Origin of the sequence: Pseudomonas sp. Sample_20, from assembly GCF_004307585.1 — a bacterium.
GTDB classification, from domain to species: Bacteria; Pseudomonadota; Gammaproteobacteria; order Pseudomonadales; family Pseudomonadaceae; genus Aquipseudomonas; species Aquipseudomonas atacamensis.
The window spans coordinates 63728-83696 of the sequence record NZ_RCOA01000003.1; the positions used below are offsets into that span (position 1 = coordinate 63728).

General features: G+C 57.2%; 14 protein-coding genes. 6 read left to right on the forward strand and 8 right to left on the reverse strand.

Features of this window, described 5'->3' with window-relative positions; translation table 11 throughout:
• Positions 1 to 14 precede the first annotated feature (14 nt).
• The gene (queG, locus tag D8U70_RS00495; RefSeq protein ID WP_073471674.1) at positions 15 to 1115 is read left to right on the forward strand and encodes a tRNA epoxyqueuosine(34) reductase QueG; all 1101 of its coding nucleotides are present in this window, start codon (positions 15 to 17) and stop codon (positions 1113 to 1115) included.
• A gap of 56 nt (positions 1116 to 1171) precedes the next feature.
• Here the strand turns inward: queG and D8U70_RS00500 are convergent, their stop codons facing one another.
• The 6 genes from D8U70_RS00500 to orn all read right to left on the reverse strand — a co-directional run bounded on the left by D8U70_RS00500 (position 1172) and on the right by orn (position 12498).
• Positions 1172 to 5920, reverse strand: a complete 4749-nt coding sequence (locus D8U70_RS00500; protein ID WP_130928081.1) for an RHS repeat-associated core domain-containing protein — start codon at positions 5918 to 5920, stop codon at positions 1172 to 1174.
• A gap of 80 nt (positions 5921 to 6000) precedes the next feature.
• Positions 6001 to 7116: a hypothetical protein gene (locus tag D8U70_RS00505; RefSeq protein WP_122751692.1), complete on the reverse strand. Its 1116-nt coding sequence runs from the start codon at positions 7114 to 7116 to the stop codon at positions 6001 to 6003.
• A 211-nt stretch (positions 7117 to 7327) separates the two neighbouring features.
• Positions 7328 to 9850, reverse strand: coding sequence for a leucine-rich repeat domain-containing protein (locus tag D8U70_RS00510; protein WP_130928082.1), 2523 nt, complete (start codon positions 9848 to 9850; stop codon positions 7328 to 7330).
• 177 nt (positions 9851 to 10027) lie between these two features.
• On the reverse strand, positions 10028 to 11062 hold the full coding sequence (locus D8U70_RS00515; RefSeq protein WP_130928083.1) for a hypothetical protein: 1035 nt from the start codon (positions 11060 to 11062) through the stop codon (positions 10028 to 10030).
• Between the two features lie 176 nt (positions 11063 to 11238).
• Entirely contained in the window at positions 11239 to 11853 is a 615-nt protein-coding gene (locus D8U70_RS00520; protein WP_174823854.1) for a trimeric intracellular cation channel family protein, read from the reverse strand.
• A 102-nt stretch (positions 11854 to 11955) separates the two neighbouring features.
• Complete coding sequence (gene orn, locus D8U70_RS00525; RefSeq protein ID WP_016771957.1) at positions 11956 to 12498, reverse strand: oligoribonuclease; 543 nt, start codon at positions 12496 to 12498, stop codon at positions 11956 to 11958.
• 107 nt (positions 12499 to 12605) lie between these two features.
• Between orn and rsgA the strand changes: the two genes are divergently transcribed.
• From rsgA to D8U70_RS00540, 3 genes are all read left to right on the forward strand, one after another.
• A complete protein-coding gene (gene rsgA, locus D8U70_RS00530) occupies positions 12606 to 13637 on the forward strand; it encodes a small ribosomal subunit biogenesis GTPase RsgA (protein ID WP_130928084.1) in 1032 nt (343 codons plus the stop codon).
• A 312-nt stretch (positions 13638 to 13949) separates the two neighbouring features.
• The gene (locus tag D8U70_RS00535) at positions 13950 to 14909 is read left to right on the forward strand and encodes a caspase family protein (RefSeq protein WP_073471669.1); all 960 of its coding nucleotides are present in this window, start codon (positions 13950 to 13952) and stop codon (positions 14907 to 14909) included.
• Entirely contained in the window at positions 14909 to 15394 is a 486-nt protein-coding gene (locus D8U70_RS00540) for a toll/interleukin-1 receptor domain-containing protein (RefSeq protein WP_130888311.1), read from the forward strand. The genes D8U70_RS00535 and D8U70_RS00540 overlap by 1 nt, the downstream gene beginning before the upstream one ends.
• 106 nt (positions 15395 to 15500) lie before the next feature.
• Here the strand turns inward: D8U70_RS00540 and motB are convergent, their stop codons facing one another.
• Together motB and motA are read right to left on the reverse strand one after the other, a co-directional pair.
• Positions 15501 to 16541 (reverse strand): flagellar motor protein MotB, encoded by a 1041-nt coding sequence (gene motB, locus D8U70_RS00545; protein WP_016771961.1) that lies wholly within the window; start codon positions 16539 to 16541, stop codon positions 15501 to 15503.
• A gap of 3 nt (positions 16542 to 16544) precedes the next feature.
• Entirely contained in the window at positions 16545 to 17396 is an 852-nt protein-coding gene (gene motA, locus D8U70_RS00550) for a flagellar motor stator protein MotA (RefSeq protein ID WP_024011357.1), read from the reverse strand.
• A 166-nt stretch (positions 17397 to 17562) separates the two neighbouring features.
• Here motA and D8U70_RS00555 point away from each other — a divergent pair, with 166 nt between their 5' ends.
• Positions 17563 to 19101, forward strand: a complete 1539-nt coding sequence (locus tag D8U70_RS00555) for an HDOD domain-containing protein (protein WP_130928085.1) — start codon at positions 17563 to 17565, stop codon at positions 19099 to 19101.
• A 42-nt stretch (positions 19102 to 19143) separates the two neighbouring features.
• Entirely contained in the window at positions 19144 to 19959 is an 816-nt protein-coding gene (rhdA, locus tag D8U70_RS00560; RefSeq protein ID WP_130928086.1) for a thiosulfate sulfurtransferase, read from the forward strand.
• Positions 19960 to 19969: the final 10 nt, after the last annotated feature.

Below are 19969 nucleotides of genomic sequence, written 5' to 3' on the forward strand. Positions count from 1 at the left end.
GTTTCTCTCGCCTCATGTCCGCCATCACCACAGACCTGCCCGCCCTCGCCCAATCGATCAAGGATTGGGGCCGCGAGCTGGGCTTCCAGCAAGTCGGCATCAGCGGTCTGGACCTGGCCGAGCACGAGCAGCATCTGCAACGCTGGCTCGACGCCGGCTATCACGGCGAAATGGACTACATGGGCGCCCATGGCAGCAAACGCTCGCACCCCGACGAGCTGGTGCCGGGCACGTTGCGCGTGGTTTCCCTGCGCATGGACTACTTGCCGGGCGATACCGAAATGGCCAAACGCCTGGCTGAACCGGAAAAGGCTTACGTGTCGCGTTATGCCTTGGGCCGCGATTACCACAAATTGATCCGTAAACGTGTTCAACAATTGGCCGACAGGATCCAGGCAGAGATCGGCCCGTTCGGTTTTCGTGCCTTTGTCGACAGTGCGCCAGTGCTGGAAAAAGCCATCGCCGAACAGGCTGGACTGGGCTGGATCGGTAAAAATACCTTGGTGTTGAACCGCAAGGCCGGGAGTTATTTTTTCTTGAGCGAACTGTTCGTCGACCTGCCGCTACCGGTGGACGAACCGCACAGCAGCGAACATTGCGGGCGTTGCACCGCGTGCCTGGATATCTGCCCGACCAACGCCTTCGTCGGCCCCTATGTGCTGGACGCGCGGCGCTGCATTTCCTATCTGACCATCGAGCTGAAAACCGCGATTCCCGAAGAGTTGCGGCCGTTGATTGGCAATCGCGTGTTTGGCTGCGACGATTGCCAGATCGTCTGCCCGTGGAACCGTTTTGCCCGGCCGACTGGGGAAAACGATTTCAAGCCACGGCACAATCTGGATAACGCACAGTTGGCCGAGTTGTTTTTGTGGGATGAAGAGAAGTTTCTAAGCAGCACCGAAGGTTCGCCATTGCGGCGTGCCGGGTACGAGCGCTGGTTACGCAATCTGGCGGTGGGACTGGGTAATGCGCCTTCAACGATTCCGGTGCTGGAAGCATTGAAGGCGCGACGGGATTATCCGTCAGAGTTGGTCAGGGAACATGTCGAGTGGGCACTGGAACGGCACGCCCGCCGCGAGCTTGCGAAACCGGCGAGCGCGATGTTCAAGTCGTAGCCGGACCTTGAGTGTTCCTGCTTTCGCTTTGTATCGTTTCGCTGCGTGTTCCAGGCTTACCCTTTCTTTTTTTCCTTTAAATGACCACCCAGCTGGTTGATGACCGCGATCCTCTCCTTAGCGTTTTCGGTCATATATATTCGGTCTCCTTGCGACAGATAGAGATGCATCGACTTTGATGCTGATCCGGATGGGCCATACATTGGCGTGTATTCGGCATGAATCAGCGCTGCAGAAGACGTTGGGGAGTTACCCGCCTCAATGTGCTGCATGAAGGTTTCGGCCTTTTCAAGCAAGCCCGTAAGCCCCCTTTTCTCAAGCATGTTATTTTTGGGATTGACCCTGACGAGTGACCATGGTTTTTCGGCCTCTTCCTGAACGGCCGCGCTGGCCTTCGCCTTAGCCTTGGCCGCCGCCTTGTTTCCCTTGCCCTTGATCATACCTCGGGCCATCTCTCGACCCGCTGCTTTGGAGCCTTTACTACTCAGGCCTTGCTTGAAGGCGCCAGCCAGTTTCCTGCCAGCATTGATGCCCGCTTTGGCACCAGCTGCCAGCCCTGCCCCCACCGAAGCCAGCCCGAGACCAAAACTGATCCAGCCCAATATCTCGCCCGCTTGAGAACCCGGTGCGAGTTCATTGACCACCTCGCTGGCAATACCCGCCAGGCCTGAAGCAACCGCCAGCCCCAGTGCCGTCACTGCCCATGGCGTCGCCGCGCCCATCGTCACCACGCTGGCAACAATCCCGAGAATACTGAGGCCGATGCCCAGGATCGATTGCCAGGAGACATGCCCGGTAGGGTCAACCCGATTGACCGGGTCCCCCAGGCAATAACTGTAGGCATTCAATCCGCCCGCACCGAACGGACTCATGCTATCGGGGCAAAGAAAACGCATCAGTGTCGGGCTATAGGCCCGGTAACCGTTGCCCAGCAGATACAGCCCGGTAACCGGATCCAGCTGTTCGCCGTTGAACCCCGCCAGGCTGAACAATCCGCCGTCGGCAGGACGGTGCCCATAAGGACTGTAGGCGCAATCGGTGAGGTGCTCCTTACCCAGTGTTGCCAGCACGCTTTGCTGCTGATCGGTGCCAAACAGCTGCGCGCTGCCGTTCAGACCGAGTTGCCGCTGTCCCACAAGCGCGCCACCGTGACGCACGACACTGGATGAATTTTCACCACTGACCTCATTGGCGACCCGGCCTGCGTGGTAGTAACGCTGCACAGTCGCCTTATCGGGTTGCGACAGTTCAACCAGATCGTCGAAACCGTCGTAATGGTAGCCACGGAACACTGATCCCCCCGCGTCGGACAATTGCTCAAGACGTCCGAACGCGTCATAGGCCAGCGTTCGCGCCTGGTCGTCCTTGATCATCCTGCCGTTGGCGTCGTATTCCAGCGTCGCTGCTGGTGGATAGTCGACATGGGAATGTTTGACTGCGCTGAGCTGTACCGGATCGGGATTGTCATAACTGAAGGTGGTCAGATTCACGCCCAGCGGGAACTTCGTCTGCACGGTAAGAATGTTGTCCAGCGCATCGAAGGTGAACGTCTGCTGGATAATTTCCTTGCCATACGGGTCACGGGGCTTTTGGGTGCCAGCACAGTCGTACTGGATCAAGCGCCCGCGCACGTCGTAGGTGAACTGTTCATCACGTAAGAGTTGAGTGCCACGTCTGGACACTTTCTGCGCCAGTTTGCCAGCCAGCGTGTAAGTCGATTCGAGGGTCTGGTCAGGCTGACCCTGAATCTCGAATGTACGCCGGGTTTCACGACCGATATCGTCATAGACGAACCGGGTGATCATCTGACGCTTGATCGAGGTGTCTTCGGTTTTCGTCCACTCCAGCATCCCCGTCCGGGCGTTGTAGTGGAACTCGGTTGTCAGCAAGCCTTGCGAGGCGGATAGAAGGCGGCCGAACTCATCGTATTCGGATCTGTTGTCGGTACCGAGCACATCAACGTGGCTGATCGGTCGCCCCTGCAGGGACCAGGTACTGGACGTTGCTTTCGTGACAGCGCCGAAGGTCGTCGTTTCGGATTTCAGGCGCCCGGAAGGGTGATAGGCAAAGCTGCGGCTCCTGCCGCTTTCGGTACAGGTCAAGGGTTTGCCACTGACGGGGTCATAGGTCATGGTTGTGACCAGGTCCTCTGCCTTGCGCTCAGTCAGCAAACCGCCCAGTTCCCGCAAATAAGTGAATTCGGTTTTTTTGCCATCAGCACTCTTGTACCACTGTGGCTGAGTGAAGCCCGCTTCATAGCCAGCCTCGGACTTTCGCCCGCCCACAGTACTCTGGATCAACCGCCCCAAACCGTCATACGTTTGCTGGCCCAGCACTTTGTCACCGACCTTGATGTCGATCGCCAGCCCTTCATCACTATGCTCGGCGTACTCGGTCACGACCTTACTGCCGTCGGGCAGGAAATTGCGGGTCATTCGGTCAAAAACGTCGTACTCATATCGGCTGGTGTTGCCGACAGGGTCTGTCTGGCTGGCTGTGCGCCCATAACCGTCATAGGTGTAAACGGTTTTGCCCAGGCTCTTGTTCTTCAGATTGAAGCTCTCGACACTCAGCGGTTTACCGAAATCATTGACGAGGGTGATCGTCTTGCCCATGCCCTGGAGCCAATTGGTTTGCTGGCGAAGCACCGGATCCGCTTCGCTGTGTTCGATACGCCCATCATCGTGCAGCGTCTTGCTGACCTGGCCCCAGGAATCGAATTCGTAGCGGGTACTGACCGGACAAGGCTTGCCATCACGCCAATCAGTCAGCGTCACTTTCACCTTGTGACCGACCGAATCATGCAGGGCAGAATAAAGCGTGCGTGTCTGAATGAGACCGTCCTTGTCGGGATGGTCGCAGTCCTTTTCCTGAACGGTGATCACCCGCTCCAGTCCGTCATAGGCGACTTTTTGCTCGCCGCCAGCAGGATCCGTGGTCACCATTGTCGCCGGCTGCTGTTTGCTGGCGGCCAGATAGGCCCACCGGGTAGCGGCCGCATAGGGGGTGCCGGCAGCAACCGTTTTGCCCACGGCCCGGCCGATTGCATCGTATTCATATTCGATGTGCTCGCCATCGACACCGACTTCAGAGACCTGTAATCCGGTCAGCGTCGACAGCACCTTCTCACTGGTCTGCAGCACGCCGTCGAATCCGCGCGTGATGGACCTGACTCGCAGCCTGTCACCCTCAAGCTCATAGGAAAATTCGATAGCGGTTTTTTTATCATTCAGGGTGACACTTTGCTCTTTTGTGGCTCCATGCTTGAGTGGATCCTGGGGCGTATTCAGATAGCTGCGTGCGGTTTTCGAACGCAACACCTCTACACCCTCCACCACTTCGAAAAAACGCTCCTCGATCGGTAACACAGAGGCCAGTTCGGCACCCTCCAGCGCCGGATGCAAAGCGTAGTCGTAGTAGGTGACTGTCGAAGCACCTTGCGATGCGGCAGCAATCACCGTCCTCTTTTTCGGGAACCTGGAAAAGCCCAGCGGATCCTCCGGGCAGTTATCCCCGCCACTGGCCGGATAGTATTCCGTCGTAGTCGTCACCCCCGTGGGCTCCACCTGCTTGAGCAAGTTACCTTCGCCATCGAACTCAGTGATCGTGGTTTCCACACGCTGCTGTTGGGTGCGCCGATCGAGGTACGTCACCGTATGGACTTTAGGCATGCGGAACTGGGCCACCTGCTCACTGAACGGCTTGGTAACGGAACAGTGATACTCCGTGGCAGTGGCGATCTGCGCGTCGCCACAGCTCGTAACCTCAGCCACCAACAGATGGAATTTGTTGTAGGTGCGTTTAATGCGGGTATGTACTTTGCCGCTGACCAGCAAGTGCTCGTCCGAGGTGTAGACGTAGTTGCTGGGCGCCAGATAGAGCGGATCCAGGTCACTATCCTTGGCTGGAAGGAGGCCCTGCCCAAGGAAGTTATGGTCGGAGTACGTGTATGTCTTGCACACTCTGGGCTGGCCGCGCCCTGGGTAGACATCGTGAGCGATAACAAACGGCAGTGTCTGTTCCACACCGCTGATGAAGCGGTGGCCGTGCCGCTTGTAGCGAACGATTTCGACCCCGCGCAGCGGGTTGACGATGCGATGAACATAGCTGGCCCCAGCGATGACTTCATACTCGAGTTCCCAACCTTTACCCACCGGAAGCTCGATGGCCGTTACCCGACTGTTTTTCAGAATCAGCCTGAAGTTGGAGCTCGAAGTAATGTCGGGATATCGCGACAACGTCACCTGACCTGCCGTACGAGAAATTTTCAAAAGGCAGCGCGTGGCATCACGGACTTCGGCCAAACGGGGAGACTGGTTGAACAACTCATGTTTCAGCGTAATGCTCACGCCGTTCGCCGCGATTATTTTTTCCGCGACAGCGACCTGAGTACCGGCCAACACTTTGAGCAGTTCCCGCCGACCATCCTTGTATCGAACTTCATAGCGCCCTGCTCCAGTGACTGACACCTTCGCCGTTTGCAGTTTCATTTCCTTGAACTTCAGGCCGCCAGACGTCTCGACAGCCTTGTAGCGTTCACCGTTGGACAAGGTCATGACTTTGCTGCGCAAGTCATAATTGGTCAGGGTCAAAGACCAGCCAACGCCGAAACCACTATCGGCCTGATTGAGCGGATTGAAACTCACTGAAAGTGCAAGCTCCGGACCATTGAGATCTGCCGAGTGCAACTTGCCAAGCGAAAATGCACACGTATACATGCCCGTACGGGGATCAACGCCTCCCGAAACAAACTCACCGAAGTTGAAAGCGTTCGAATGAACAGAGGGAGAGAAATTACTTTCCATTAATGAATCGTCCTTTTATTTCCAGACTCAGATTTTGGCAGGCAACACTGGCCAGCGAAGTACGCTGACCAGACAAGAAGTCAGACAAGTCGCTTCATTGACCGCCTGGATTGATCCAGAATAAAAGTGAGCTGCTTTTTATCACCATCGACACTTAGCCGGTGCTCCGAACCGAATTCATCAATCACGGCAAATTCGAAGGCGCTATCACTTTCCCGCGCCGCTTGCGGGTCAGCGGAAACATACTGAACGAGCGTCAACTGTCCAGGCACTTTGTTGATAGGTACGGTGACGTAGCCATGGGGACTGCGAAATGTTGCCTGCAGGCCATATATAGGCGCCATATATCCATAAAAAGTTTTGCGACTACCTTGTTCACCGGGAATATTCCCGGACACATAAACCTGCACCGCATCTTCGGAATCATAAGGATCAAGTTTCACTTCACTGCTGTACCAGTCAAGAAGGTGAACCTGCCTGCCATCCGCTCGCAGGCCAATATGATAGTGCTGAACCCACTCATACAGGCCCCGATTCTGCTTCTTGTCATACTTGCTCAACGAAAAGTCACTCAGCGAGTACTCTTTCGGCGGAATCGCCTCCAGCGTGACACTGCTGTCGAAACCAACCCCATTACTTCGCAATACCGCGCCGTTCAAGGAAATCTCGGCAGCCACTTCCATGATTCCAGGTCGGGAAGCCGAAACCCAGAATTGTAAAATCTGTACCGGATCTGCGGCGTTGCTGATCCGATTGTCAATGACCCGCGGGACTTCTGTCAGCCGCGTTGCCCCACCCGACATTTCGTGAGCGTAACGATTTTCCTGAATCGCTACACTCCAGTCTCCCTCCAGTGGGCGAGCGCCGTTATAGGCAATCAGCCGCAGTGACTGCAATGCGGGATGTCCGTGCAGCGATACGCCGTCGCCATTGTTATCGATCCCGTGTAGTAGCACTAACACACGCACCTGCATGCGACCGTTGGCATAAAGCACTTTGTGCTGACCATGATTCGTGGTGTCGAGTTTTACCTCGATACGGGATATACCTACTTCCTCGTAAAACATTTGATAACACCTCAGCTGATTAATATATTTCACCCCTTTAGGGCTCAGCAGAGTATTAACATCGAACCTGAATATAAGAAGTCGCGACATTTGACATTTTGTGAAGAAGTAATCTTTCAACATCATCATGAATAATTCACACAGATGCTAACAACTTCAAAAAATGCGATCTGAATGTAACGCACTTCAACACTAAACCTTCGACCCCTTTGATTCTGCCCAAGATGGCCTGTTACCCCTTCCGAATTCAATCAAACCGAATCAGAAGGGGAGTTAGCGAGTAGTTTATGTTTGCCAAATCATGTTAGCAGCGTGATCGACCCGTTACTTTCGACAACACTCAGTCGCTATCTGAAACTGTTGAAAATCCGCTCTCCGACGAATCACTTTCGGAATCAACGTCTGAAACTGCTTCGACCGTTTGGATTTCTACCTTTCGGTCCATACTGGAATTTTCAAGATATTGATTAATCCGCCGCATCGACTCGTTACTCAGCGGATTATTCAACAAACCAATGTATAGGTCTTGCGTATCCGGAATATCGAACAGATCGTCTCCTACGTGCGAAATATTATTACCCTGTAACGCCATGACACGAAGGTCTCCAAGCCTGTCTATACCGGAGGGCAGGCTGGAAAGATTTGCGTTATATAGCATCAACTCGGTCAAACCTGTCATGAAGCCTACATGCGGAGCAACAGTGAGAGGGTTGTTGGCAAGATTCAACAAAGTGAGCGTCTCGATCCTGGACAAACCTTCAGCCGTGGCTTCAGATAATTCAAGCGAGCAATCGTTCAGCACAAGCTGACGCAGCTGGCGCATTTGGAGTACTCCTGACGGGAAGTCCTCCATCTTTATACCAGTGACCATCAAATATTGAACATTGGGAAAACTGTCAAAAAAAGCGCCGATGCGTGCGCCTGGTTTTTCCACAGTCAGTATCAACTCTGTTACGTAGTCGAACCTGGCGGATAGTTTTGGTAACTCAGCGGAAAAATCGACATGATGGGAAAAATGATAGTCACCGTACCCCCACCTCGAAACCGACTTGCGTTGCCAGATATCTTGCAGCTTTGCGCTGAACCGCTCGCGAGCCTGGCGTTGTTCTGCGAATTGCGCTGGGTCCTGCGATGCATCCGCTTGAGTCGATAATTCTTCAGCACTCCAGATCGCCAACTCACTACGCAGTGTTGCCAATTCTGTCTCCAGGCGAGCCAAGACCCTGACTGGGTCCGACTTCAGACGCTCGGAAATGAACATGGCCAGTTCTTGTTCGGCAAGCTGCGGATAAAGATCACGGACACGCTCTTCAACGGATTTTGTCGACGTCGGGTTGACATCGCCGCCCCCTCGCAGCCCCGCTTGCACGTATTGGGCGCTGGCCGGAATCGCCGTCACCTGCACCGGTGCCAGTCCCAGCAATTCGCTCACATGTTGGCGCGACGGCAATGGCTGTGCACGTACCAGCTGCCGCAGAGCCGCACCACCGCCCTGCGCTACACCGAGCAACTGGCGCTGCCCGGGCAGTAAAAGGAGCCAGACGGCGGCAAATAGATCCGTCCGACCTTGGGATGACGGGACGCCGCTGAGTTGGATAACGTAGCCTTCATGCTGACGAATAAATGTGTGACGCACTGGCGATCGAGCATCGCCAATAGCACATAACAACTCACCCTCTGACGCTTGCCGACGAATCTCGATACGAATGTGTCGCGGCCACAGTTCAAGCTGGCCGATCATCTGCAAAGCCAGCAGATCACTGTCCAGAGTGGCTACCGAATCCAGATAGATTCCTGCGCACGCCCTGGCGAGACGCACCTCGCGCAGCGCCACCAGCGTCTTTTCTGCCATGTGCCTCGGCATTCCCGGCCGCAGGCGCAAATGCATATGGTCGGCGGCACTGGCCTCTCGCCACAACGCCTGAGCGATTGTCTTGGGCAGGTCAGGAAAAATCCGCCGCATCTTCAATGTGCTGTCATCGCAATCGAGTTCGAACGCCCGCTCACTCTGCTCAAAAAGCAAGGCGCTGGATTGTTCGATAACGCGCTCGCTCAGATCATCTGCCCGTGGCGGCAACAAAGCCTGCAGTCGTGAATCGGCCTGCGCCCGCACGGCGGGGTCGGAATGTTGCACCTGGGTGATGAACAGCTGGATCTTTTGATCGAGGGCAAAACGCCTCGCTGTGTCCTGCAGCAATGCCAGCGAGGTGGGATGAATCCCGGACCTGTGCAGCATCGTTGTGCTTACGCCGCTCACTGCGAGCAAGCGTTTGATCATCAATGGAGAAAAATCTTCTATTGAATATTCCGCGCCGGTAAGCAGCTCTGCCGCGCGTTTGTGTTCGGAATAGACAGTTGCAAGCGGATTGGTCGACTCAGGGTCGTCCAGCGGGTGCCACAACCGGCCCTCGCTGTCAGGCCTCAACAGCGGACCGGAAGGATGCAGTTCTCTGGCATGCGTGGCGCGAAGCAGACCGCTCTCAGCGTCTCGGACCACTTGCACGATGTGGTTATCAGCCACGGCAACATACTGGCGATGCTTCAAGGTTTTGATACCCAGAGCAACGGACTCATCGAGACCCTCTTGCGAGGGTATCCAGTAGCTTTCCAGGGAATCGTTCACGGAAAACCTTGGGAATTCGTCGAATGTGGAATACGTCGTGGTCGTGCTCACATTGACGCCAGGCTTTATCGCCAGCGGATCTGATGAAGACGGCGAATGCAGCGGTTCCTGATGATGTGCAACAGTCAAATGCGCCACTGTCGGAGACGAGGACAACGGTCGGTGGGAGACATCGATGCTGGAATCGGAGGGTTTGGTTGGGATAGATACAGGTTTGATCTTCGGCGGTTTGCCAGTCATGATCGCTCATCCTTGAGAGGGGGTGCGCTGGCCACACAGAGTGCAGGGCCAACGCGAGTCATCAGAAAAGCACTTTCGTGCATATGCCTGATCATCGACATGGCAGCTTATCTGCAGTCGAAATGCCAAACGCATATACATCTACTACATTCACCGACATTGCATCAGTGAACGAACTCAGCCTCGTTGAAGATATAAATTACGCTCGTGAAAATTCACGCGGATTGCCAATTTATGCTCGGTACCATATTCATCGATGGCGATGAAGTGGAGGACGCCGCCATATTTTTGTGGCCCGGTGCTTTTCGAGTATTCGGATAGAGCCTGGACGATGGTCAACTCTCCGTCGCTTTGAGTATTAACGTGATAATGCTTCGAATTCCATGTTTGCGCATCACTGGTAAAAGTGTATGCAAACGGATCACCCCTGTCAGGCAAAGAGACGACGACACTGGATTGCTCGGGACGCACGAAAATGCATTCCATGTAATTTGTTTTTATTTCGTTAAGCCGGTTACCACCCGCAAAATCGTAATCCTTGCCCTCTTCTGCCCCCTCTGCAATCCAGTCGACCAGCCGGATCTGCTTCCCACCCGGGTACAGTCCCAAATGGTACTTCCAGATACGGTTGCCGGGCGACTCATTACCCATCCTGGTCTGGTACAACCGAAATACTCCGTCTACACCATATGTCGAAGGCGTTTCCGCTTCTACAGTCACGCTGCTGTAATGAACACTGGCAGGCGTGGTTCCGTTACTGAGGATTGTTTCCCCGTTCACGGACAGGCGCGCACCGATCTCAGTCGTTCCGGCGCTCGATGAGGAAACCCAGAACGTACGAACCTGTGGATGAACGCTGTCATTCTCAAGATCATCGTCGTGCCTGTCTTCGGCGTCAGGTGCAGGACGTGCCTCACGCGTAAACCGCCCTTGGACTGCGCTCGCGACCCAGCCATCGCGCAAGGTCTTGCCGGTCGCGTAATGAATAAGCTGGATGCTTTCCATTACATCTGCGGGTACATGCATTGCGTTGCCGTCGGCGTCTACTCCGGCAACGAGTACTTGAACTTTGACCTGCATTCGGCCATTAGCGACAAGTGCCCTGCTTTGAGTATTATTACCGGCATCAAACTTGACTTTTAAACTGGACAGCCCCGCCAGAGTGGGCGGGTTGTCATTTTGATTATCTGTAACATCCATGCTTTCACTCACAATGCAGCTCCTTTGTAAGAATATAATTTGATACTGACATCGAAAATATGTCAGCGAAAAAAACTACATATCCATCAAGCAAAGATCAAAGTGAAAAGTGTAAGAAATATGCGCGCGCCAGTCACAAACAACATATTTGCCATTAATCAACTTCAATGACAAGAACGCACGATCTATCAGTGTTCGTCGTTATAAACGAACTTCGGCATTTCCCAATGGAAACGAATGGCCAGCAGACGCAACAGGAATCCGCCAAACAAAGTGATCAGAATGGCTTGTTCACCTGGCACATTGAGATAAAGACACAACATGTAGCACCACGCCGCAGCAAAAGAGACGCTGGCGTAAAGTTCGCGGCGAAAGATCAAGGGAATATCGTTGCAGAAGATATCGCGAAGAATACCGCCAAAGACGCCGGTGATGACTCCGCTGACGGAAGCCACCAACATGCCGTGACCCATTTCCAGCGCGGTCATGCAACCGATCAAGGTAAATGCCACCAGTCCAACTGCATCGAGCACCAGAAACAGCGAGCGCAGGTGGCGCATCCAGCGCGCAGCGAACACGGTGAACATCGCTGCCACCGAGGTCAGCACCAGATATTCCGGATGTTTGACCCAGGTCAGCGGGTAGTGCCCGAGCAACACGTCGCGCACCGAACCGCCACCGAGCGCGGTGATGCAGGCGATCAGCACCACGCCGAACCAGTCCATGCCTCGTCGTCCGGCGGACAGCGCGCCAGTCATGGCTTCGGCGGTAATGGCGATCAGATAGAGCATCAGCAACATGATGGCAGTCCAGGCAGGAAGGCGCGCAGTCTAGCCATTTCAGCGCCGCACCAGAAGAGGGCGCGCCTTTCGCGAGCAGGCTCGCGAAGGCGGAAAGCCGCTCCCTCAGAACTTGATGAAGTGCTTGCGGTAATGCTGCAACTCGGCGATCGATTCGCGAATGTCGTCCAGCGCCAGGTGCGTGCTGCCCTTCTTGAAGCTGTCGCGCACATCCGGAGCCCAGCGTGCGGCCAGTTCCTTGAGCGTCGAGACGTCGAGGTTGCGGTAGTGGAAGTAGCTTTCCAGCGCCTTCATGTGGGTATAAAGAAAGCGACGGTCCTGGCAGATGCTGTTGCCGCAGATCGGCGATTTGCCCTTCGGCACCCACTTTTCCAGAAAGGCGATGGTCTCAGCTTCTGCCTCAGCCATGCTGATGCGGCTGTCGCGCACACGCTGGGTCAGACCGGAGTTGCCGTGGGTGCGGGTGTTCCATTCGTCCATGCGCGCGAGCACTTCGTCGCTGTGATGGATGGCGATCACCGGGCCTTCGGCCAATGTATTCAGCTCACTGTCGGTGACGATGGTGGCCATTTCGATGATGACATCGTTGTCCGGGTCCAGACCGGTCATTTCCAGGTCGATCCAGATCAGGTTCTGCGGGTTTTGCATATTCGGGCTCCTAGGCAATGCTGCGCAGTTTAGCCTAGGCCGGTGGCCGGGCGTGCTAAACTCGCGGCCGTTTTACCTAATCGCTGCATTCTTCAGACGGAACACCCATGGCCAAACGCCAACTCAATCGTCGTCAAAACTGGCGCATCGAAAAGATTCAGGGCGAGCGCGCCGCACGCGCCGCCAAACGCGAGTCCTCGGCGGTCGAGGCCCTCGAGGGCGGCGACCTTGGCCCTGAGCAGCACGGCCTGGTGATCGCCCACTTCGGCGTGCAGGTCGAAGTCGAAGCTGTTGACGGCGAACTCGCCGGCCAAGTGTTCCGCTGCCACTTGCGCGCCAACCTGCCGGCGCTGGTCACCGGCGACAAAGTCGTCTGGCGCGCCGGCAACCAAGGCATCGGCGTGATCGTCGCGCAACTGCCGCGCAGCACCGAACTGTGCCGCCCCGACAGCCGTGGCCAGCTCAAACCGGTTGCTGCCAACGTCGACATGATCGTCATCGTGTTCGCGCCGCTGCCCGAGCCTCACGCCAACCTGATCGACCGCTATCTGGTCGCCGCTGAACATGCCCGCATCCGCCCGCTTTTGCTGCTGAACAAATTCGACCTGATCGACGAGCAGAACGCCCCGGCGCTGAACGCGTTGCTGGCGGTGTATCGCACGCTGGGTTATCCGGTGCTGGAAGTCTCGGCGCACCACGGCGATGGCATGGAGCAGCTGCAAAAGCAGCTCGACGGACGCATCAGCGTGTTCGTCGGCCAGTCCGGCGTCGGCAAGTCGTCGCTGGTCAACAGTCTGCTGCCGGAAGTCGAAACCCGCGTCGGACCATTGTCCGAGCTGTCCGGTCAGGGCACGCACACCACCACCACTGCGCGGCTGTTCCACTTCCCCGGTGGCGGTGAACTGATCGACTCCCCGGGCATCCGCGAATTCGGTCTGGGGCATGTCAGCCGCGCCGACGTCGAAGCCGGTTTCATCGAGTTCGACGACCTGCTTGGCACTTGCCGCTTCCGCGACTGCAAGCACGATCGCGAGCCGGGTTGTGCACTGCTCAAGGCGCTGGAAGATGGCCGCATCCAGCAGCAACGGATGAACAGCTATCGCTCGATCATCGCCAGCCTGCCTGAAAACGGCTATTAAACAGCCACGCCGGCAGCCCTGTGCCATGGGTTGCCGGCTGTCGGACTGCATCTGACTCACCCCTCTCCTCTTAAACGTCAGCTTCTTCTGTAGGCACTTGCGCGATTGCTTGCAGGACCTTTCTGTTTTGCCGCGCAGACCTTGTAGGCCTGAGCCAGCGGCCTACATTTCTTTCCTCCTTCGCTCACAGCGACCATCGAGGAAAGCCATGAAAAAACATCTTGTGTTCATCAGCCATTTGTCTCGCTGCGCCCGCCCGAGCAATACCCACAGAACCCCCGGCGCGATCCGCCTGCACAAGGCGGTGTGACCATGCGCAAAGGATTGTTCATCGGTATCAACGATTACACGCATATCGGCGGGCTGAGCGGCTGTTGCAACGACGCCATGGCTATGGCTTCGGTATTGAAAAGCAACGCCAACGGCGACCCCAACTTCAAAAATGTCGTACTGACGTCTGCCGAGGATTACCTGAGCCGGGAAAAACTCGAAGACCAGATCCGCGAGTTGTTTTCCGGTGACTGCAACGTCGCCCTGCTGTATTTCGCCGGTCATGGCGGTTTCGATGCCGACACAAACGAAGGCATGTTGATCCCGCAGGACTACCGCAACGCCCAGAACGGCATCCGCATCAGCGACATTATCAACTGGGCGGACAAAGCCACGCGGATCAAAAACAAAGTGATCATCCTCGACTGCTGCGAAAGCGGTTCCGCCGGCGAAGTGCGCGCCCTGCGCAGCGAGAGCAGCATGGTCAGCGAAGGCATGACCATCCTCACCGCCTGCAAAAAAGCCGAGCCGGCGCTGGAGGGCGCGCAGCACGGCGTGTTCACCGGCCTGCTCCTGCAAGCGCTGCATGGCGGCGCGGCGAATATCCTCGGCAAAATCACCCCCGGCAGCCTGTATTCCTTCGTCGACAACGCCCTCGGTGCCTGGGAACAGCGTCCGGTGTTCAAGACCAATGTGTCGCAGTTCATTTCCCTGCGCGAAGTCTCGCCGCTGATTCCCAAGGAGATCCTGCGCAAATTGCCCGACTGGTTTGCCGAAGCCGAATCGGTCTTGCCGCTCGACCCCAGCTACGAACCCACCGAAAAGGCGTTCGTGCCTGAGCACGGCGAGGTCTTCGCCCAGTTGCAGAAGTGCAACCGCCACAGCCTGATCGAACCGGTCGACGCCGAGCACATGTACTACGCCGCCATTCACTCGACCGGCTGCCGCCTGACGGCACTCGGCGCCTATTACCGCGAACTCGCCCTCAAAGGACATTTCTGATGCCAGTCTTTATCAGCTACCGCCATATGGATCGCGCTCATGCGATTGCCATCAATACCCGTCTGACCCAGGCGAAGATCAGGACTTACCTCGACGTGCTGGATCCGGAATCGCAGACCACGGACGACATCACCGGGGTCATCACTCGCAACATCACCGAATGCACGCATTTGCTGGCAGTGGTGTCGGAGAAGACTGCGCTGTCGTGGTGGGTGCCGTTCGAAATCGGCGAGGCGACGATCAGCAATCGGCGGATCTGTACGTTCAAGACCGGACCTGCGCAACTGCCGATCTATCTGGACAAGTGGCCGAAGCTGAGCACGGCCAGCGATCTGGATTTCTTCATCGACGCGTATCGTGATGAGGTGTCGAACAAGCGGTCGATGGCACTGGATTCGATCAGCGAATCGGTGAAAGGGGCTTACAAGCGCGATGCGGAGATGTTTCATGAACAGTTGAAGAACCGGATTCGTCGGGGATTCTGAGACTGTACCGGCCTGTCCCCGATTATTTTAGTAACGCGAAGAAAATGGTCGGGGGCATGAAGCGATAGCCACAAAAAAGCCGACATCACTGTCGGCTTTTTTTCACTTACTGCTTCGGCGCAGGCGCTGCACTCCCCGGCTCGGCCGGTTTCGGCGCCGCATCGTCAAACAGATTCAACCGCTCGCGCAACTCGTGAGCCGGCACTGGCTGTTTGTCCGCCGGCAAGGCATTGGGATCAACCGGGGCTGCCGGAGCAGCACCGTTCTGACCCTGATCCGCCGGTTTCGCTGCCTCGGGACCCTGCGCACCTTCGATGGCAGCCTGGGCTTTCTTGGTCAGCACGACAATATCGATGCGGCGGTTGACCGGGTTGAACGGATTTTCCCGATCGAACAACGCCGACGAGGCATAACCGACCACCCGCGCCACCTGTGCATCCGGATAGCTGCCCGCCACCAATGCACGACGCGCGGCGTTGGCACGGTTGGCCGAGAGTTCCCAGTTGCCGTAATCGCCAGTGCCAATGTACGGCTTGGCGTCGGTGTGGCCGCTGATACTGATCTTGTTCGGCACCGCTTTGATGGTGTCGGCCATGGCCAGCAGGATGTCTTCGAAGTACGGTTTCAGGCGTGCGGATCCGGAGTCGAACATCGGCCGATTCTCGGCGTCCATGATCTGGATGCGCAAGCCGTTCGGGGTGATTTCGAAGAGGATCTGATCCTTGAATTTCTGCAGTTGCGGGTTCTCGTCGACCTTGTTCTGCAGTTCTTGCAGGAGCAGTTCGAGACGCTCCTTCTCGACCTGCTCGGCCATGCCTTCAACCTGATCGGTGTCGACCGTGACCTTGTCCGGTTGCGGCTGCGACTTCACTTCCGGGTTGAGGGTGTTTTCCGGCGCCAGGGTCGGTGTACCTCCGAGGTCGATGATGTACGGCGTGCCGCTTTCGGAGAAGCCGACCGGGTCCTTGAAATAACCGGCGATGGCGATCTTCTGTTCCGGCGTAGCGGTGGACAGCAGCCACAGCACGAGGAAGAACGCCATCATCGCCGTAGCAAAGTCGGCGAAGGCGATTTTCCACGCCCCGCCGTGGTGCCCGGCGGCAATGCGCTTGACGCGCTTGACGATGATCGGCTGATTATTTTCCATGACTTAGCGACCGCGAACCGCTTGTTCCAGCTCGGCGAAGCTTGGACGGTGCGCCGGGTACAGAACCTTGCGCCCGAACTCGACCGCCAGCGACGGCGGCATGCCGGACGCCGAAGCCACCAGCGAGGCCTTGATGGCTTCGTAGACGTTGAGCTCTTCCTTGGCATCGTGGGCCAGGGAATGCGCCAGCGGACCGAAGAAACCGTATGCCGCGAGAATACCGAAGAAGGTACCGACCAGTGCCGCACCCACGTGCAGACCGATCGACGCCTGGTCGCCCTCGCCCAACGAAGCCATGGTCACCACGATACCGAGTACCGCCGCAACGATACCGAAACCGGGCATGCCGTCGGCGATGCCGTTGACTGCGTGCGATGGGTGCTCGAGGTCTTCCTTGAGGCTGTACAGCTCCATGTCGAACAGGCCTTCCAGTTCGTGGGGAGCCATGTTGCCGGAGGACATGATGCGCAGGTAATCGCAGACGAACGCGGTCATGCGTTCATCCTTGAGCACCGCCGGGTACTTGGCGAAGATCGGGCTCGCGGCGGCATCTTCGATGTCGCCTTCGATCGCCATCATGCCTTCACGGCGGCTCTTGTTGAGGATTTCGTAGATCAGCCCGAGCACTTCCAGGTAGAAGGTGTGGGTGAAGCGCGAACCGAACATGCTCAGGGATTTCTTGAGCACGTGCATCGTCATGTAACCGGGGTTGGCCTGGAGGAATGCGCCGAGGGCCGCACCGCCGATGATCATCACCTCGAAGGGCTGGATCAGGGCGGCAATCTTGCCGTGGGAGAGCACGTATCCGCCGAGCACGCTCGCGAATACGACGATGATGCCGATAATTTTAGCCATAGGTAGAAGGTACTTGTTTAAGTCGGGTTCAAGGTCATATTCGGAAGTTAAAAAATCTCTTCTTCTACTTATCGGCAAAACTGCGCCAGACTATAGCCAGTTCAGGCGAAAAGCCAATTTAGCCCATGCCGGGCGCGTCTACAGTCAGTGAAGATCTCGTCCAGACATGGCTAATGAAACGAACATTCCATCGGTAAAACCGAGCACCCTCCAGGCTTGGGTCAAGCTGCTCGACAGCGTCCGCCTGCCCGTACCACAAGAGGCTCACGACAAAGTCTGCCGGGCGATCCGCGACAATCGCAGCTCGCTGCGCGACATTGCCGAGTTGATGCAGGACAGCCCGGCGCTGGCCTTGAGCATCATCCGTGAGGCGAATCGTCACACCCACGGCACCATGGCCGCGCCAGCGGAAAATCTCGAGGTGGCGATCAATCGCCTGGGCCTTGCCCGCACCGAAGAATTGCTCGCGCGCCTGCCGGCCGAACCGCACCGGCAGATCCCCAAGGCTTTGCGCCAATTGCAGCTGATCAGCCAACACGCGACACAGCAGGCCAACGGCTTTTTTGCCAGTCGCCTGGCGCGGCTGTGGCAGGACATCCACTGGGGCAGCTTGCTGTTTTTGTCGCCGCTGTGGCCATTGGCACTGACCTATCCGCAGTTGCTCGAAGAGTGGGAACTGCGGGTGATCCACAAGGGCGAGTCGGCACGTGTGGTCGAAAAGCAATTGTTCGGCGTGCGCCTGTTGAAGATCGCCGAGGCACTGGTCCACGCCTGGCATCTGCCGATCTGGGTCGAGCAAGGCTACAAATTGCTGCTCAGCGAACAACGCGAACTGGTCAAAGTGCTGCGCATCGCCCGCGACAGCGAACACCCGCTGCGCCAGCAGAATCGCCTCGACGATGACCCGACATTGCGCCGCTGGCTCAACCAGCCGGCGAATACCGTGCTGCTGGCCAATGGGCTGGCGCTGTCGGCGCAACAGGCCTGGGACAGTCCGCACAGCAAGCGCTGGCAGTACCTGACCAGCCTCTATCTGCAGATTTCCATGGACGAAGTGCAGCAACAGCTGCACCAGCAAGCGGCGAACAGTGCACGTCAGCATGCAATGCCTGATTTGTGGCACCCGGCGGTTTCGCTGATCTGGCCTTGGGGCACTCGTCGCTTGCCGGCCGGCATGCTCCCGGCAGCAGCGCCGAATGCGGATGATCTGGGCCAGTGGCGTCGGCAATGCGCCGAACTCCTCGCCGAGCCCAGCCGCTTCACCAATGCCATGAGCCTGACCGTCGCAGCCCGCGAGGCACTGGTGGCCAGCGGCATGCGCCGGGTGATGATTCTGATGGCCGACCGCACGCACTCGACCCTGCGCGTACACCAGACCGCCGGTTTGCCGAAGGATGCGGCGGCGCTGAGTTTTGTCGTCAGCCAAAGCAAAGTCCTGCAGCGCCTGCTCGCTCAGCAGGCGCAGGTGCGGATCACGCCGGAGAACAACGCACAATTCTCGGCCTTATTGCCAGCGAGCCTGCGCACGCTGTTTCGAGGTGAGCATCTGTTCCTGCGTTCGCTGGTCAACAACGGCCGGGTGATCATGATCGTCGTTGCCGATCAGGGCGGCGGGCCGTTCGCCGACATCACTGTGCAAGCCTTCGGCAAAACCGCGCAGTGCATCGAAAAAGCCCTGCACAGCTTTAGCAGCCGTGGCCAATGAGCCTGCGCTACAATCCTCCCCTTTGTGCTCTGGAGACCTCACATGTCTGACTTCTCTGGCTTGCCGCTTGTCATCGAGCCGAACGACCTGCTGCCGCGTCTGGAGTCCCCGGAACTGATTCTGGTGGACCTGACCAGCCCTGCCCGGTATGCCGAAGGTCACTTGCCCGGCGCACGTTTTGTCGACCCGAAACGCACCCAGCTCGGCCAGCCACCGGCGCCCGGGCTGATGCCGGCGAAGGCCGATCTGGAAGCGTTGTTTGGTGAGCTCGGTCATCGCAAAGACGCGGTCTACGTGGTGTATGACGATGAGGGCGGTGGCTGGGCCGGACGCTTTATCTGGCTGCTCGATGTCATTGGCCACGACAAGTACCACTATATAGACGGTGGTCTGCCGGCCTGGCTGGCGGACGGTATGCCGATGTCGATTCAGGTGCCGGCCGCCGTCGGCGGCCCGGTCTCGCTGACCCTGCACGACGAACCGACCGCCACCCGCGAATACCTGCAAAGCCGTCTCGGCGCCGCCGATCTGGCGATCTGGGATGCGCGCGGGCCGCTGGAGTATTCCGGCGAGAAAGTCCTCGCTGCCAAGGGTGGACACATCCCCGGCGCGGTCAATTTCGAATGGACCGCCGGCATGGACCAGACGCGTCAGCTGCGTATCCGCAGCGACATGCCGCAGATCCTCGAAGACCTCGGGATCACCAAGGACAAAGAAATCATTACCCACTGCCAGACCCATCACCGGTCGGGCTTCACTTATCTGGTGGCCAAAGCCCTCGGTTATCCGCGGGTCAAGGGCTACGCCGGTTCCTGGGGCGAATGGGGCAACCACCCTGACACGCCAGTCGAGATTTAAGGTTTTTAAG

What these genes read in the sequence shown, in the direction of transcription:
- D8U70_RS00505 (WP_122751692.1), bottom strand. Translation starts at nt 7,116, where the DNA reads ATGATGATGTTGAAAGATTACTTCTTCACAAAATGTCAAATGTCGCGA.
- queG (WP_073471674.1), top strand. Translation starts at nt 15, where the DNA reads ATGTCCGCCATCACCACAGACCTGCCCGCCCTCGCCCAATCGATCAAG.
- D8U70_RS00555 (WP_130928085.1), top strand. Translation starts at nt 17,563, where the DNA reads ATGGCTAATGAAACGAACATTCCATCGGTAAAACCGAGCACCCTCCAG.
- D8U70_RS00510 (WP_130928082.1), bottom strand. Translation starts at nt 9,850, where the DNA reads ATGACTGGCAAACCGCCGAAGATCAAACCTGTATCTATCCCAACCAAA.
- rhdA (WP_130928086.1), top strand. Translation starts at nt 19,144, where the DNA reads ATGTCTGACTTCTCTGGCTTGCCGCTTGTCATCGAGCCGAACGACCTG.
- D8U70_RS00535 (WP_073471669.1), top strand. Translation starts at nt 13,950, where the DNA reads ATGCGCAAAGGATTGTTCATCGGTATCAACGATTACACGCATATCGGC.
- D8U70_RS00540 (WP_130888311.1), top strand. Translation starts at nt 14,909, where the DNA reads ATGCCAGTCTTTATCAGCTACCGCCATATGGATCGCGCTCATGCGATT.
- D8U70_RS00500 (WP_130928081.1), bottom strand. Translation starts at nt 5,920, where the DNA reads ATGGAAAGTAATTTCTCTCCCTCTGTTCATTCGAACGCTTTCAACTTC.
- orn (WP_016771957.1), bottom strand. Translation starts at nt 12,498, where the DNA reads ATGCAAAACCCGCAGAACCTGATCTGGATCGACCTGGAAATGACCGGT.
- motA (WP_024011357.1), bottom strand. Translation starts at nt 17,396, where the DNA reads ATGGCTAAAATTATCGGCATCATCGTCGTATTCGCGAGCGTGCTCGGC.
- motB (WP_016771961.1), bottom strand. Translation starts at nt 16,541, where the DNA reads ATGGAAAATAATCAGCCGATCATCGTCAAGCGCGTCAAGCGCATTGCC.
- rsgA (WP_130928084.1), top strand. Translation starts at nt 12,606, where the DNA reads ATGGCCAAACGCCAACTCAATCGTCGTCAAAACTGGCGCATCGAAAAG.